Origin of the sequence: Bacillus sp. FSL K6-0042 (assembly GCF_038006685.1) — a bacterium.
GTDB classification, from domain to species: domain Bacteria; phylum Bacillota; class Bacilli; order Bacillales; family Bacillaceae_G; genus Bacillus_A; species Bacillus_A pseudomycoides.
This window is the reverse complement of the sequence record NZ_JBBOVS010000002.1, coordinates 33,904-50,128: the sequence shown is the minus strand read 5'-3', so window position 1 is coordinate 50,128 and position 16,225 is coordinate 33,904. Positions and strand designations below refer to the sequence as shown.

The window sequence follows — 16,225 nt, the reverse complement described above, 5'->3', positions numbered from 1 at the left end:
CTCATTTCTTTCGTTTTACAGCTGGTAAAATTAAACCAGAAATAACCAAAACAGCAGCTAGCAACTTTGCCATTGTGATGTCTTCACTAAAAATTAAATATGAAAATAACATGGTGAAAATGGGAATAGAATTTGAAAATAAGGAAGCGATAACAATGTTAGTTTTCTCAACCCCATAATTGTAAGCACTATTAGCAATTACTCCCGTAAAAACAATAGCAAACCCTAAATAAACCATGTGCTCCAAACGTAGTGAACTATAGGATGTTAGCCCTCCAAAGAAATATGCTGGAATGATTAACAAAACGCTTCCATATATAAAGCACCATGTAGTGTAATGTGTAGGTTTCATAGATTGCATAACTTGCTTTCCTAATGTTATGTATATAACAAATGAAAATACCGCTACCATCATTATGGAATAACCTTGTAACATATCTTTATTGAAATGATTAAAATCAAAATCACCATTTGTAACCAGTAGCATAACTCCTGAAATAGATAACAGTGTAGCTAATACATTGATTACTTGTAATTTATTCTTTAACCAAATACAATCTACCATATTACTTACCAGCGGAACTAATGCAATTATTAACGATGCATCAATAGGCGAAATCTGCGTCATTCCATAGTTAACAAGAATGTTAAATAGAAATATCCCAAAAAAGCTAGCAAAAAAGGTTCGAATCATTATAGTTTTAGAGTACTGCATTAATCCTTTTTTAAAAATAACTGAAAGGATTAATGCAGCTCCAAATGTTGAATAAAATGCTAAAACATTTGGAGTGAAGACACCTAATAAAATCTTTGTAGCCACAAAGTTATATCCCCATATCACAGCAGATACTAATAGAAAAAATAAAGGGACTGTGGAGTTCTTGATCATAGGTAGTTTTCCTTATTTATCAAATACCCTAAAGCACTTCTTAAAGCACCATCAAATTCATCTACTCGATTAAACATACCATTTGTAATAACCCCATTTGTACCTATTAGGGATAGTTCTTTCGTTTTATCAGCTGAATACATGTTTAGAACTAAATCACTTAACTTTGTATCGGGAGTAATGGCCTTTGCTAACCTATCAGGAATCCTGACCTTTGCACTACAACCTATCGCTTCATGATCATTAGCTTTATCGTAAATAACTACAATTCCATATACAAATGTCCCGTAGCTAAAATTTTGAATTAATCCTTCCATTGATACTATGTAATCAAAATCATCAATACTTGCATTTTCAATTCTTTTTCGACATCCGACTAAAGCTTCTTCATCATTGACCGGTGTTTCTGAAACTCCAGAGTCTACCGAAATAGGGATAATTTCGAAATCATCATTAAAAATACTAGCAAACACATATGAAACCGCCTTCATTTTTGCCTGATTAGTAGATGTCAATACAACTTTCATTGGTTTAAATTCGCCTCTTTCTTAATCCATTTTAAAACATCTGATTTTTCAGTTCCATAATAGATATCATTTAAAACTTCTCTAGCATTGCTAATTATAGGCATTTTAGTGTTTTTACTCTCTAATTGCTCGAGAACTTCAAACGCCTTATCTTTCGTTTTATCATAAATCTGCGTAAACGATGTTTTCATGACCGTATTTCCTAGTTTTAAGTTTGAATATTTTTGTTCCACTAAATCTTGAAATACTAATTCATGAATAAAAGAGAAAAATCCCATGTCATATGGTAAACCAGTTATGACATCAGTACTTCTTGACACGACTTCACAATTCAAATGATTATTTTTAATGAAAAATTGCATGGCAACAGTACACGGAAAATCTTTAGTATCACTTTTATGATAATTCTGGTTAATATTAATGATCGCTCGTCTACTATCCGGATTGCTTAATAACCTTTTAATAACCCAACCATATTGATTGTTAACATCATCTACATTTTCATGAAAAACATAATAACCATAATTAGAATTGATTTTTCCATCCTCATCAACAAGTGTCATCCAAAATTTTGAGGCTTGAGCTAATCCATCAGATGCCTTTAGACTCCCCTTAAAATAAGCCAGTAATTCTCTACATAAGTATTGTGTAGCACCTTTTCTTAAACAATGAACTCTATTTCTAGGATTAGTCAAAATATAATTCACCCCATAAGATTGTAAGGCTTTCCCAGCACGCACTTGAATTTTCTCACCATTTTTAAAGATATAATCTATTGATTGCTTAACTAACTCATCTACATTTTCCCCATAAATATTTATATACTCTAAACCATGTTCACTTTTAGCAATCTCTTTATCTCTCTCGATAGTATTAATTGGCATTGTTACATATACCCCCTGAGAACTGATATTTTTGTATAAAATTGTTAACTTTATGAATACGAAACCATTATATTGTATATATATACGCATAATATATTTTTCAGTATACTTTCCGGCCGGCACAACCAGTATATCTGTTCTGGAAAAAAAAAACAATACATTAATGCGAAAATTCAGATTTGTCATTTATGTCAAAACAATAAAACTACTCTAATGCTTTTATTCTCAACGAGATTCCTTTCTTTATTTTTGGAGCTATGAAGCAATACACTTTAATTGTTAAGCACATTGCTTATTAAAAAAAATAAAAGTATACTTTTATTGAAAAAACAAAAAGGGGGTTTTTTTATGACATTTCAATTTTCAAATACATACTCGGCGGGAGAAATCCATCGTACAGCAAATAAAGAATGCTGCATTGTGTTCGTTCATGGTTTTTCTGAGTCCAAAGAATGTTGGAGTGATATAGTTTACCAGGTGAAGGATCATGCGAATGTGGTTACATATGACTGTATAGGGCATGGAAATAATTCAGATTTATGGAATGATACTTCGTTTGAAACATATGTAGATCAATTAAAATCTCTAATTAACTTTTTAAAAGTAGAAGAGCAGATTAATAAAATAATTCTCGTTGGTCATAGTCAAGGGGCGGCTATTGCAACTCAATACACGTTACAGTATCCTGATAACATTGACAAGTTAATGTTAATCTCACCTTTTACTTATGTTGATGAGCCTTTAAAAGCTCTTTGGACAAACTTTCTAAAATTAGTTCAAAGAGGTGATATGGAATTATTTTGGAACATCAATAGTAGTTTACTATTAGGATCAAAATCTAAAATTTGGTCAGGGTTTAGGGAGAAATCTATTCAAGATCGCCTGGAATTCTTTTCACAGGAGCAACTTATTCCTTTAATTAAAGCTTTATTAAATGTAAATGTTGTTGGAGATATGTCAATTTTACATAATAAACTAACACATTTAATTCATGGTGAATATGACACTATGTTTCCGAACTACTACAGCAAAGAAATCCTTAGGTATATTCCTGAGGCAAGCTTTATTAAAGTAGATGATGCAAATCATTTATTAATTGAACTAGAACCTCATATTAGTCAAGAAATTATAAAAACTATCGTTGAAATCACCAAATAATTTAGCATTTCAAATGAAATATTATTTATGAAAGAAAAAGGACACTTCTATTTTAGAAGTGTCCTTTTTCTTTCACAAATAATAGTAAACTATCATTGCGAAAAAACGTGTAAGATACTTTTAACATACTTGGGGTCACCATACATGCCCATCAACTTAAGAGTGGAAACAAGATGAACTCTCGTTTATATAACCAAAAAAACTCTTGAAATATTTGGCATCTTTAAAAATGAGCATACCAAATAAACCTAGATAGGTATCGTTTTTTAAAATTATGCAGCTTTCTTTTGTTTTCTCAATCCATTATATTCATAGACAACACCCAAAACATACTAAGATTAGTAGTGTAGACCAAGGCATTGGTTTGCACTACTATTTTTTTATAGTAGAAGTGAAGAGTAGGTCGATTTGATATTGGGATCTCGAATCCGTACCCAAAACAGACCTTCTTCACTTACCTTATTTGAATCAGTTTAGTATGTTGGTCCCTGAGATCGTGTATAAGAAATGGGAATCGATAAGAGTAAGGTGAAGACTTCAACTCTACATGAGGAGGCAAAATATGCGACATGTGATTGCGTTTGATATTAGTATGGGAAAGAGTTATATGGTTATTTATAATGTTCAAAAACAATGTATTTTTGAAAGTGAAATAAATCATTCTAAGCCTGATTTTGAGGAACTACGAAAACGAATAGACCAACTTACGAATGAAAATAGAAAATCACCTCATATTGTGTTCGAAGCAACCGGTGTTTACTCCAGGCAACTAGAGCGTTTTATGCAAGATAACAAGTATGAATACTGTCTGTTGAACCCTTTAGAAGCGAAATTACAATGTGATTCCTTACGGATTCATAAAACCGATAGAAGCGACGCACATCAATTAGCTCTCACTCATTTCACGGCTTCCCGGAGAGAAAAGGTAAGTACAGATCACCTATTTTATCAATTAAAATCACTCTCAAGGTTTTACAGTGAACTGGATGACGAATTATCCGTGATTCGTAGTCGTATGCATAAAGTCATTCAGTTGACATTTCCGGAATTGGAACAGATTTTTACAATTAAATCAGATTTATTTTTAAACTTTGTTCAGTTGTTCCCTCACCCAGATCTTATTAAAAATCTTTCCAAAACGGTCATAAAGAATCGGATTCGTACGAATACCAATAAAAACATATCAATCAGCATTGCGGAAAAGAAAGCCATGAAAGTACTTGATGCTGCCAAGGATTCCTATCCAGCCGTACGTCAGGATGACGTTTTATGTGAACAACTCAAATCATACGCAAAACGCTATCAGGAGCTCCTTCATCAAAAAGAACAGTGTATCGAGAAGATGGTACGATTAGCTGAAAGTCGCACAGAGTATCCAATTATTCTTAGTTTTCCAGGAATCGGTCCCAATACGGCTATACGTTTGTTAGCTGAAATCGGGGATATTACTCGCTTCAAAAATAACAAACAACTCAATGCATTTGCAGGTATTGATATACGCCGTTTTCAATCAGGAAAAACTTTTTTCAAAGATAAGATTAATAAGCGTGGAAATAAACACTTGCGGAAACTTCTTTTTCTCATTATCCAGAACATGATTAAACAACGGCGTTACGGACAGAACCATATTGTCGAGTATTATGATAAATTAAAAACGCAACCTTATAACAAGTGTCATAAAGTCGCGTCTATCGCATGTGTAAATAAGTTATTGAAGCTCCTCTTCTACCTTATTACACATAATACACACTATGATTATCGGTTAACTACCTGAAACCATAGCCTAATTTATCATAACATATTTCTCCCCTAGTAAAAAAACTAAAAGATATTAGGGGTATTTCGTATGACTTTTTATTTATGGATATATGATATGAATTCTCTAGCCTTTACTCTGTGAAAAATCTATAAAAAACAATTGACTAATCGTAAGAAATATCAAAGACGGTTTTCTTCTCATATCGATGAGATTTCTGCCCATTCTTTTGGAGCAAGTGGAACAGGCGGATTAAAATCTTTATTATTTCTTGGGTGTTTTGTTGTATGGCTTGATACAAAATCGATAAATGATCTTGAATCATTCCAATTGCTTTATATTCACTTAATTCTTGTTTCTTCTTCATAAGAAGTAACTTCCGCATTTGAAACATAATAGAAGAACAGAGTAGAATGGCAATCAGTTGCCCATACAAATGGCATTCTAATCGTTCTTGTTTTATCTTTTTACAATGATGAATGCAAAAGAATGATTTCCACGTTTTAAATAAAATTTCGATTTGCCAACGTAAAGAATACCAATCATGTACTTGTTCCATTGGTACAACATCTGTAGAAGTGTTTGTCATATATACATTGATACCACTGAGTCGTTTACTACGAGGAGAATACTTCATTCCTTTCTTTTTTTCTCTTACGGTTTGATCTTGTAGTCGTTTTTCTTGTTGTTCTTTTGTTAGTCGATGAACAATCACACGAGTTTGTACCTTATCCTTCATTCCTACATAAGCGTTGGATATTTCACATGTTTGTCCTGGCAGAAGAGAGTTCATTAAATCCTCCATATCTATTTGTATATACTCTGTACCTTTCTTGATTCTTCCATCTTTAAAATAATCAGGATTGGGATTTTTTTGATAAATACGTGTATTCGACTTGATACGAGAGATATAGTAAGCCTTTTTATCCTGTATATGTTGAAGATCTTTCAGATGAAAATATCCTAAATCTCGGATACATAAATCATTCGCTGTCACAGTTGGGACACACAGAGAACCGTAGGTTCGATCATGTTGTTTACCTGGACCGGTATGAATATGCAGGAACCGTCCACTTAATAAATCATATTCAAGCTGAATTTTCACCCCCGCTGTATGGCTGCAGCCTCCTGCACCTGGATAAACGAATGAAAAGGAATCTGGGAGCTGAAATGCAGTTGAATCTAAAATACGAATACGCTTAAAAACAGAAGTATATGGAGAAGAAATCGGTATAGATGAGGCCAATTTTTGGTTTAGTAGTTCAGCTAATATGTGTTGCAAAAATTGGACGGCCGTTTTATTAAACCGTTGATTCAATCCCTCAGGACTGATGAGCACTTCTGTTGATGCTTCTAAACAGCTAGATAACTGAGTTAAAGAAGTCGTAGCGACATTTTGGCTCATCCATACACATAAAGCAACTAAATCTTTTGCTTGGTACTTACTGGTTCGTTGCACAAAACCAACGTCTTTAGCAAGGTCCCGTAAAGTATTTGGAGATAACAAGCTTTGAATCTCTTGAGCGAATAGCTGTAATTCATCGGATACAGAAATAGACATAAAAAACGCCATCCTTTCTTATGATTCTACAGAAAGAATAGCGTATTTTTTTATTTTAGGGGGGATTTTGTTTTATTAGCTTGATAGCGATGTGGTGCTACCCCATCGCTATCAAGCTAAGGTTATGAAGTACCCCCTAAACGAAAATTTTTATCTATCTACAATTATTTATAACAATTCAGCTCATTTTTTTAGTTTTGGGTAACAACAAATTTCTTAAGTTAATGGGCATGGCCTGAGATCCCCCATAAAGAAAAAGCACCCTTAGGTGCCTTTTCTTTGTTTGTTCTCGCGTATTGAGATGACTATTCAAACCTTGTATTAGGGGACATGGTTCAAACAGATATATATTACACTTAAAGCTTAACATTAACAGAAAACACTGTAAATTGATAACATTTATGCAGAATATTACCAAAGTTTGGTATAGATATTTTTCACTATTACTATAATGAAAATAGTATAAAAGCACAATTGCAGGGATTTTTTCATAAAGAAAAGACACCCATAAGAGTGTCTTTTCTGATGGTTTTTTTTAGCAGAAGCAAGCAGCTCCGACTATGATTAATAATATAAAGAGGACAACGAGTAAAGCGAAGCCTCCAGCAAAGCCACCGCCACAACTACCACCAAAGCCCATAATAGTTCCTCCTTTACTAATAAGAGGGGAAAAATGGGGTCATCTTCATGTGTTTTAACGGTTTACATTACCTTATGTTTTTAAATGATATATGAGCAGGTTCGTTTAAAAAAGAAAAGGCACCCTAAGGTACCTTTCTCCGACTTGAACCATCTTAATTTTAATAATATGTATGTGGACTCCCATCCACTTACCATTTTACCATATTTATCTATATTGTTTATTGAGAAAAAAGAAAAAGCCCCATAAATCAGAGCTTTTATGTTATGGTTAAGTTACCTAAATTACTATTTTCTTGCGCATGTTATCCCCATTCCATGTGCTTTTTTTATTTTATTTCTCCTCTAAAATACGTTCAATATCATTTATACTTAATTTACTTGCTTTAGCAATTGTTTCGAGTGGTACACCTAGTTCATGCATACCTTTAATCATTTGTATTTTTCCTTCTTGAATTCCTTCTTTCTTCCCCTCATTACGAGCATGAGCAACCTTTGCAGCTTCATCCATTAACACTTTTTCCCTTGCCTCATAGGCTTGTCGGAAAGAAGAATCTTGGCTCATGCGTTCCCACTTATTCATTGCTTTTTGTAAAATTGGATCTTGATTCATGGCAATGTCCTCCAATGTTTGAGTTAAGTGTTCATCTTCATTCGCTGGAAGTAATAATAACCAACGAACAAAAGAATCTTCCCAGGGATTTACTTGTTCATTCCGCCACTGTTGCATTAACTTCGGAATCTCAACCATATGAACTTCTATATCATCACTCAATATCTTCTGTTGTTGCTTATTCCACAAGATTCCTGTTGTATGAAACGCTTCATATTCTGGAAACATCACAAAGTTTAACAGATTAATGGTGATAGTTTTATGAAGAGAACTGTATGGTATCCCCTTTTGCAATTGTGATGTGAATAGCTTCCCCCAATAATACAAACTTCGTTTGATCATATCGTGATTATTATTGAGCTGTATTTCTACATTTACTTTTGTTCCTGTATCTAATGTAGCTGAAATATCTAAAATCGATAATTTATCCTCTTCATGTTCTCGATGTAAATGTGGATCTTCTAGCTGTAAAGAAACAATAGGTGCTTCTAAGGAATCTTGTAGCATCGCATTTAAAAACGCGATGAGAATATCCTCACTACCATTTGTACCAAATAATTGCTTAAAAGCAAAATCGATGCGTAAATTTACTAATTTTTGATTGGACACAGGTTTTTCCTCTCTCTGTCTAATGCTATTTTTTTCTTTATTGTACATAAAAACAATCTGGACATGCAAACTTATACAAATATGAATCAAATTTCTAAACTCACTTTTGGCATCAATTTTTGGAGCACTAAAAAGTTACAACATTCAATTGTAATTATCCCTAATTAATATGGTTCCAAAACCTTTACTTTTTGGAACGTTTTTTTATTTTTGAATAAGCAAGTGCTGATTAATTCTATCTTGAATTGCATCTTTAATAAATTCTTCGATGGAACTATTTGTTTCTCCTACAATTTTTTTTATAGATTTATACTCGTTACTTGTGAGAGTTACGGGCTTTGTTACAGTATTGCTATCTAAATATACACTATTGTTAACACGTGGTATCATTTTTCCTTCTATTATATAGGATGCTAAACTATTCATCCATTCGGCCTGCATTCCAGATGGTAATGATACTAGAGATTGCCGAATATCAAAATACCAAAATTCATCTTCCACTGATATTTTTAAGTTTCTTGGTGACACATACTGTAATATGAGATCAATAAATCGAAAAATATCACTTCGAAATCGGTCAGATTTAGGGAAGCGGAATTTTACAAATCTTTGATGATGACTTCGCGGTTGATCAGATAAAACATAGGCAGGCTCATATCCTACTTTTATTGCATCCCCTAATGTCATGTCATTCCCAAATTCATCACGAAGTATTATGTCTCCACGTTTTGGAATCGAGATAATACGTGCTAACGTATTCCCTTTCATAAACCTTTGTAATAATACTACATTATGCTTTTGTGAGTATGTATAGATCTTATTTTTCCGCTCTATTTGTTGTACCAATTTACGAATATCATCTTCTTTCACAAATTTTGTTTTGCGATTACGATGCTCCTGTATAGTACAAGTTATCTCGCCCTCTTCTATCCATTTTTCAAGTTGATACATACTGATATGGTACTCTTTACTTGCTTGATATAAAGTAATTCCTTCTACTTCAAGTTCTTCTTTTAATTTCTCTATTTCTTCTTTTTTAAATAAAAAGCTTCCATCTAAACGCCATGTATCCTTATTAATTGGATTTAGTTGTCCCTGTTTCATCAAATTATTAAATGTGAAGTGACTAATATCTAAATACTTTTTTACTTCATTCGTGGTCATATTTATTTCATATGTACTAAGCATTTACGTTCCCCCTAAGATTCCATTTATATATATAAGAAATAATATTATTATGTAAATTATAATTTATAAAAAAATAATTTAAATTTATTATAACATAAATAAAAAGTAAACTATTTAAATTGATATCTAATAACGGGATATAATTTATAATTAAATTCATTTTTATTATATTATAAAACGAATAAGTAAGAATGAATAAAAGTAAATGCATAATAATCATAGAAAATGGGCGTTTTTCTATGGTTGTTATTTACTTTCATTTTTATAAAATTTAATCTTACTATGTAAATAATTTTGAATGTATTTCAGTTATAATAATAGATATAAAAGTAATTAATAAGGAGTTGAAGGATAATGGAATTTGAATTGATATCAATTCATAATGAAACTTCTTTAGACAGTATTGAAAAACAAAAACAAAATTTCACGAACATAATTACATTATGGAATCGTGAATATATAGATGAAGCTGAGTTTAAAAAGGAAAATAATGAAAGAGACGATAAATATACATATGAGGGATTTTCAGATGAAGAAATATTGTACTACTACTTAAATCGGCAAACACATTTTGATCAAGAAAAACGTATAAAGGATGCATCCAGGACTCTATATGCACGTGATTTAAGCCAGTTCTATTTTTTCATCAAACAAAGTACAGAATTTCTGCAGCAAGATGTAAAAGACTACGAAGATGATCGTATATGGAGGAATCTACGAAAACGTCATATCCGTAACTATCAGAGGTGGTTGTCGGAGGAGGCTGTTTCCTATCAATCCAAGGAGAAATACAAAGCATCTACGATTAGTCGGAAACTTGGTGTGATCCGTTCGTATTTGAAATGGCTATATGAAATCCAATATATTCAGGAACCTCTTCATGTGGAGATTCTAAGCACGACGGTGAATAAACACCATAAACCAAAACGAGAGTTATCATATGAGGAAGTGAAGCAGTTGCTTCATTACTATAAGGATAATGAAATCAATTACGCTTTATTATCAGTTTTAGCTACCACTGGATTACGTGTTGCAGAAGTTGCGCATGCAAAGTGGGAAGATCTTGAGTATGACGATATACGTGGACGTTATTATTTAACAGTAGATACAAAGGGGGATAATGAACGGATTGTTTCTATTAATAAGGAGATTTTTAATCGTATTGTTGCATTTCGAATCCGGAGAAGGCTACCTATAAACATTGGGAATAAAAATGGTGGGACTATATTTCAAACAAAGAACCATTCAGCTTATAGAGAGAATTACTTGTCACAATATATTTCTAAAGTCATTAAGGATACCAAGTTAGCCTTTACAGAGAATATAAGAATTACCCCTCACTTCTTTAGACATTTTTATGTACAGTACTTATATGATTACAAAGGGCTTGCACCTCATGTAATCGCAGCTGCAGTTGGTCATAAAAATGATAGAACGACAAAAGAAAATTATTTGAAACAACGATTAACGAAAGATAATGATGCTGGAAATCTAATTTCGGAAGATGAATTCTAATTATATCGCTTTATATTTTGTATTAAACAGCTTCAATACAACTGTTTTTAGTTGTGTATTTTTTACATAATTAAAATTGATTATCTACCTGTTTTTTCTGTTGTTCTTATAAGGATTCATTAGTTCTTCGCCAAGATTCCCTAAACAATTAACATATCCATAGGGAAGCGTGTAGAACCTTGCTATAATGAAAAGACTGCAAGGCCTTCTTGAAAAAGCGCTTTGCAGCCTTCTGACCTCATGTTTTGCTCAGGTAAAAATCGATTGTATTTCCTTTCGAATCAACAGCACAATACAGGTACATCCATTGACCTTTTACTTTGATATATGTTTCATCGACTCTCCAGGAGTCGCTTGTTTGTTTAAGATGACGTCGGATTCGTTTGTCCAATTCAGGACTGTACTGATGAACCCAACGCATAATCGTTGTATGAGAAATGGATAAGCCCCGTTCCTCCATCATTTCCACTAAATCACGAAAACCGAGGTTGTACCGTAGGTACCATCTTACCGTTAACAAAATAATATCAGGCTGATAATGCTTCCATTTGAATACATTTTCTTTTTCTATATGGATCACACACCTTTTATAGAGTAGTACTATCAGTATGTCCAAGTTTACTAGACCAGTTTCACATATTTTAAAATCTTTGCACCAGAACCAATTTTACAAACCCTAATATATGTTAAAAGTAAAAACACATAACAGATCTTTCTTGTAATATGCTTTTTTGTTTTTGCTAGGTAACTTCTATTGTCATAAAGTAAACAGTATAGTTATTTGGGGTCCTTTGACACTTTCATTTGATACGGTGCTGAATGTGTACTAATGTTTGCTGCGTGATTAGGTTACATTGCTATACTGATTACAAATTCAAAAAGACCTTTGAGTTCTACCTATTGTTTTGTGAGTGGCCCCAAAAAGAAGGAATCGTTGCCGTGCCCCTATATAGGAAACTACAAGATAAATCATAATAAAAATACCCGCCCGAATTGGAAAATTTTTCAGATGTGGCGGGTTATTCTTTGAATCGTTGCCGTACCCCTTATCTTTTATGGTCTGCTTTTGCTACATATTTATCTTGGACAATTTACAGCATGAATTGATAAATTACAAAAACTTGAGCATAATTAAAAATGCTCAAGTTTTTGTATTGTTTGGTTTTTATCAAGAAAATGTAATAAATACAACCAAAAAAATTAAACATGTTTTTAACAATATCTTGGATAGTCACTGCTTTAATTCATTTAACTCTTGCATACATTCTTGAACAAGTGTGACCGCCTGACTCATGGTAGCTCCCCCGCCAAATGCAGCTGTTACGCCAATGATCTCAAGAATTTCCTGCTCTGAAGCTCCTTGATCTATACATCCTTTAGTGTGATAAATAATGCAATACTCATCCTGAGAGTAAAGGCTTATCCCTAAAGCAACCAATTGTTTTACTTTTTTTGATAATGTACCTTCTTTAAAGCATTCCTCTGTAAAAGAATTAAACTGTTCAGCCAGTTTTGGCATTTTTTCCGTAAATAAACCCAACCCATGTTTATATTGAAGAAGTGCAGATTCAGTAGTATTTCTACCTTCAAATTCCATATTTAATCAACCCCATTTCTAGTATTTATAAAACATACGTTAGTATGAGCTTAAAGTACTTTGATTAATCATGTTTGACATTATGTAATTTAGGGGGGCATCTTTACTTTTCAAAAATAATTCTTCTAAAATAAACAGATAAATTTTATATATATTCATATAAAAGTTCTTGTACATCAATTCAATCATTCAATAGAAATAGTAAGATTTTTTGTATACATGTATAGCGTATGACTACCTTCTCAGCATAATATATACCTAATTTAAATTTTCACATGAGCATATCTAAGTTTTGGGTATAGAAAAGGCAAGCATTTAAATATGCTTGCCTTCGTTCTAACGACGATGCTCGACTAAATCAATTACCCCTAAAACAACATGAGCTAAACCAAATCCAAATACCGTATTAGCAATCATCTTATTAGAACCACGTGTCTGCTTAAGTGCATAACCTGCAGCTGTGACCGCTGTACCTAATGCAGTTGGAATTAATCCTTCACGAATATCCATCGTAATATCCTCCTAGCATCGTAGTTAGTAAAACATGTAGTATTTCACAATAAAATACTAACATAAAAATTAGTATGGTCGCTTTTTATATAAATATGTAAACACCAATATCAAGGAAATAGGTTCTGGTGCAAAGATTGTATTTATTTGAAAAAGGTATATAGATCTCTATTGGAATCTGTTCTTATGCCACCATTCCAAATAGTTGATGAATAAACTTCACTTCATTTTGGACAGACTTGTCCCGTAAAATAAGTTGGCCTTATGCATCGCTTCTATTCCTGAAAGGATAGATTTAGCTGTACGAAAAGATTTCAATCCTAACATTGAACGAACTCTCTTTTTAATAAAACGATGATCTTGTTCTACAATGTTATTCAGATATTTTATCTGCCTTATTTGGATGCCTACAGGCATCTTTTTCTCTTTCTTCAACTCAGCAATGGCCATAGGATAGGCTGGATTCTTGTCTACTGTGATCACACGGGGCTTTGAAACATGAAAAGACCGCAAAGCTTTTTTGAAGAATCGCTTTGTACCCTTGTGGTCTCTAGTTTTGCTTAAGTGAAAATCAATCGTATTTCCTTCTGAATCAACGGCACGATATAGGTACATCCATTGACTTTTAACTTTCACATACGTCTCATCGACGCGCCAAGAATCATTGGTTGGCTTAAGATGACGTCGTACCCGCTTATCTAATTCAGGACCATATTGATGAGCCCAACGCATGATTTTGGTATGAGCAAGAGATAAGCCACGTTCTTCCATCATTTCGATTAAATCACGAAAACTGAGATTGTACCGTAGGTACCATCTGACTGTTAACAAAATAATATCAGGTTGATAATGTTTCCACTTGAATAAATTTTGCTTTTCCATACTGAACACGTCCTTTTGAAAGTACTAGTAGCAGTATGTTTAAGTTTAGAAGATTACTTGCAAAAGTTTTAGAGTTTTTGCACCAGAACCTTACACTTTATTCAACAAAAAATTTTTAATGCTTCCAAGTTTCGACATTTTTTTATAAAAAAATAATATACAATTAATAGGATTTTTGGATATTAAAAACAAAAGTTTAATTTTTAATATCCAAAACAATTTTTATTTTTTAAATTACAGTATTAGCAATAACACGTTTCTCAATCTTCTATGCATCTTAGTTAATCACATTACTAAAGAAATCAATTCAAATAGGAGAGTTATTTTAATTAGGAATTGAGATAGATGCAAAAAAGTCAACTAGTAGTAGAAATCAGTTAAATAAATAGAAATATTGTTATTCATGCTATTTTTAATCATTTTTCGGAAGAGCTAAGCATGTCATGAATTTTAAGTACGATATCTTGAGTTATAGGGAATTGTTAATAGCTGTATTTTGTAAAAAAATCTAATGGAGTTGAGTGGGTTGATAAGTAAAAAATTTATTAAAACTATCCCTTTATCAAAAGGACAAAGGGACTTTTTTTTACAGTATTGTTTGTATCCAGATAAATCTTCATATAACGAACCATTTGCTTGGCATGTTTATTCGGAACTAGATGTTTCACTTGTAAAAAGAGCTTTTATTGAAATTATCAAACGCCATGAGATTTATCGATCTACTTTTGCTATGGAGAAAGATCCTGTCCAGAAAGTTTATAGTGAGCCGTTTCTAGATTTTAAAATTATTGATGTGGGGACTGAAGAAGTAGCCTCTATTAATAGAGAGTTGTATCAAGAATCGTATAAACCTTTTATATTGGAAAAAGAACCAGCGTTTAGAGTGAGATTGTTTCGCTATGCTGAAAATCATTATATTTTGCTTTTAGTATGGCATCACATTGCTATTGACGGTTGGTCTTTATCACTAATATTAGATGAGTTTGGAATGATATATAAAAACTTAAAAGAAGGAACTAATTACGATTTAGAACCCGTGATATTCCAATATTCAGATTTTGTTTCTTGGCAAGAAAGTTTATTGTTAAGCGAAACTGGAGAGGCGTCGAAGGTATTTTGGAAAAATAAACTTAAAGGTGAGATATCAGTATTAGAATTGCCGATTGATAAGAAGCGACCACCTGTTCCTTCATATGAGGGCGGATTGGTACCTTTTAAGCTAAGTAGAGAGATTAGTACGAGTTTACTTAAATTCTGTGATAGAAAAGGTTTTACTCTTAATACAGTCTTATTGTCTCTTTATTTTGCTTTGTTACATCGTTATTCAGGACAAGATGAAATTATAGTAGGAACGCCTAGATTTGGAAGACGGAACAAAGATTTCCGTAATACTTGTGGATATTTTGTTAATATGCTTCCGATTAGAATTAATTTTAAGGATGATTATTCGTTTGAGGAACTTTTAAATATTCTTAATGAGGAACTAAAGGAGTGTGTGAAACATCAAGACTATCCTTTTCCCATGATGTTGAAGGAATTAGAATCAAGTCGTGATGTTAGTTACTCACCTATTTTTCAAACTGGATTTGCGTTACAAAGAGCTTGTAGGCAAGATGCAGCGATTGTTTTGGGGAATTCTACGAATGAATTTAATTTACATGGACTGACATTGTCCCCTTGTAGTTTAGAAAAGAATACAGCCAAGTTTGACTTAACATTATTTATTGAACAAGAAAGTGATAAAGCGATTTGTGGTAATTTCGAATATAATAGAGATATTTTTCATGAAGATACAATCTTGAGATTAACTTGTTATTTAGAGCAATTTATTGCATCCGTTTTACATAATTGCGAAGAAGTCATTTCTAAAGTTAATTTATTACCTGAGGCTGAAGAG

General features: G+C 32.5%; 12 protein-coding genes and 4 pseudogenes. 5 read left to right on the top strand and 11 right to left on the bottom strand.

The window, feature by feature from the left end; all coding sequences use genetic code 11:
- Position 1 precedes the first annotated feature (1 nt).
- Genes MHH45_RS25835 through MHH45_RS25825 form a run of 3 tightly spaced genes read right to left on the bottom strand, consistent with a single transcriptional unit; the run spans position 2 to position 2,300 of the window.
- The gene (locus MHH45_RS25835) at positions 2-889 is read right to left on the bottom strand and encodes a DMT family transporter (RefSeq protein ID WP_088094690.1); all 888 of its coding nucleotides are present in this window, start codon (positions 887-889) and stop codon (positions 2-4) included.
- Positions 886-1,416, bottom strand: a complete 531-nt coding sequence (locus MHH45_RS25830) for an inosine/xanthosine triphosphatase (RefSeq protein WP_088094691.1) — start codon at positions 1,414-1,416, stop codon at positions 886-888. The genes MHH45_RS25835 and MHH45_RS25830 overlap by 4 nt, the downstream gene beginning before the upstream one ends.
- On the bottom strand, positions 1,413-2,300 hold the full coding sequence (locus tag MHH45_RS25825; RefSeq protein WP_088094692.1) for a thymidylate synthase: 888 nt from the start codon (positions 2,298-2,300) through the stop codon (positions 1,413-1,415). The genes MHH45_RS25830 and MHH45_RS25825 overlap by 4 nt, the downstream gene beginning before the upstream one ends.
- 348 nt (positions 2,301-2,648) lie before the next feature.
- On the opposite strand from MHH45_RS25825, the gene MHH45_RS25820 reads away from it, so the two are divergent.
- Together MHH45_RS25820 and MHH45_RS25815 are read left to right on the top strand one after the other, a co-directional pair.
- On the top strand, positions 2,649-3,458 hold the full coding sequence (locus MHH45_RS25820; protein ID WP_088094693.1) for an alpha/beta fold hydrolase: 810 nt from the start codon (positions 2,649-2,651) through the stop codon (positions 3,456-3,458).
- A 562-nt stretch (positions 3,459-4,020) separates the two neighbouring features.
- Entirely contained in the window at positions 4,021-5,232 is a 1,212-nt protein-coding gene (locus MHH45_RS25815) for an IS110 family transposase (protein ID WP_016132771.1), read from the top strand.
- Positions 5,233-5,380: 148 nt separating this feature from the next.
- On the opposite strand, the gene MHH45_RS25810 is transcribed toward MHH45_RS25815, so the two are convergent.
- From MHH45_RS25810 to MHH45_RS25795, 4 genes are all read right to left on the bottom strand, one after another.
- On the bottom strand, positions 5,381-6,775 hold the full coding sequence (locus MHH45_RS25810) for an IS4 family transposase (RefSeq protein ID WP_340863557.1): 1,395 nt from the start codon (positions 6,773-6,775) through the stop codon (positions 5,381-5,383).
- 535 nt (positions 6,776-7,310) lie between these two features.
- Entirely contained in the window at positions 7,311-7,415 is a 105-nt protein-coding gene (locus MHH45_RS25805) for a YjcZ family sporulation protein (protein ID WP_000505684.1), read from the bottom strand.
- Positions 7,416-7,748: 333 nt separating this feature from the next.
- Positions 7,749-8,684 carry an Rpn family recombination-promoting nuclease/putative transposase gene (locus MHH45_RS25800; RefSeq protein ID WP_416076154.1) on the bottom strand — a complete coding sequence of 312 codons (936 nt, stop codon included), beginning with the start codon at positions 8,682-8,684 and terminating at the stop codon, positions 7,749-7,751.
- A gap of 156 nt (positions 8,685-8,840) precedes the next feature.
- Positions 8,841-9,824 carry a DNA-binding protein gene (locus MHH45_RS25795; protein ID WP_088094679.1) on the bottom strand — a complete coding sequence of 328 codons (984 nt, stop codon included), beginning with the start codon at positions 9,822-9,824 and terminating at the stop codon, positions 8,841-8,843.
- A gap of 354 nt (positions 9,825-10,178) precedes the next feature.
- Between MHH45_RS25795 and MHH45_RS25790 the strand changes: the two genes are divergently transcribed.
- Entirely contained in the window at positions 10,179-11,339 is a 1,161-nt protein-coding gene (locus tag MHH45_RS25790; RefSeq protein ID WP_088094681.1) for a tyrosine-type recombinase/integrase, read from the top strand.
- Positions 11,340-11,517: 178 nt separating this feature from the next.
- On the opposite strand, the pseudogene MHH45_RS25785 reads toward MHH45_RS25790, so the two are convergent.
- Positions 11,518-11,910 (bottom strand): annotated as a pseudogene (locus MHH45_RS25785) (IS6 family transposase); the annotation flags it as partial.
- 428 nt (positions 11,911-12,338) lie between these two features.
- Here MHH45_RS25785 and MHH45_RS28135 point away from each other — a divergent pair.
- A pseudogene (locus tag MHH45_RS28135) lies at positions 12,339-12,446 on the top strand (hypothetical protein); the annotation flags it as partial.
- A 124-nt stretch (positions 12,447-12,570) separates the two neighbouring features.
- On the opposite strand, the gene MHH45_RS25780 reads toward MHH45_RS28135, so the two are convergent.
- From MHH45_RS25780 to MHH45_RS25770, 3 genes and pseudogenes are all read right to left on the bottom strand, one after another.
- Entirely contained in the window at positions 12,571-12,936 is a 366-nt protein-coding gene (locus MHH45_RS25780) for a carboxymuconolactone decarboxylase family protein (protein WP_006096975.1), read from the bottom strand.
- Positions 12,937-13,272: 336 nt separating this feature from the next.
- Positions 13,273-13,446 (bottom strand): hypothetical protein, encoded by a 174-nt coding sequence (locus MHH45_RS25775; protein WP_006096976.1) that lies wholly within the window; start codon positions 13,444-13,446, stop codon positions 13,273-13,275.
- Positions 13,447-13,630: 184 nt separating this feature from the next.
- Positions 13,631-14,328: pseudogene (locus MHH45_RS25770) on the bottom strand (IS6 family transposase).
- Between the two features lie 511 nt (positions 14,329-14,839).
- Here MHH45_RS25770 and MHH45_RS28130 point away from each other — a divergent pair.
- Positions 14,840-16,225, top strand: a pseudogene (locus MHH45_RS28130) (condensation domain-containing protein); the annotation flags it as partial.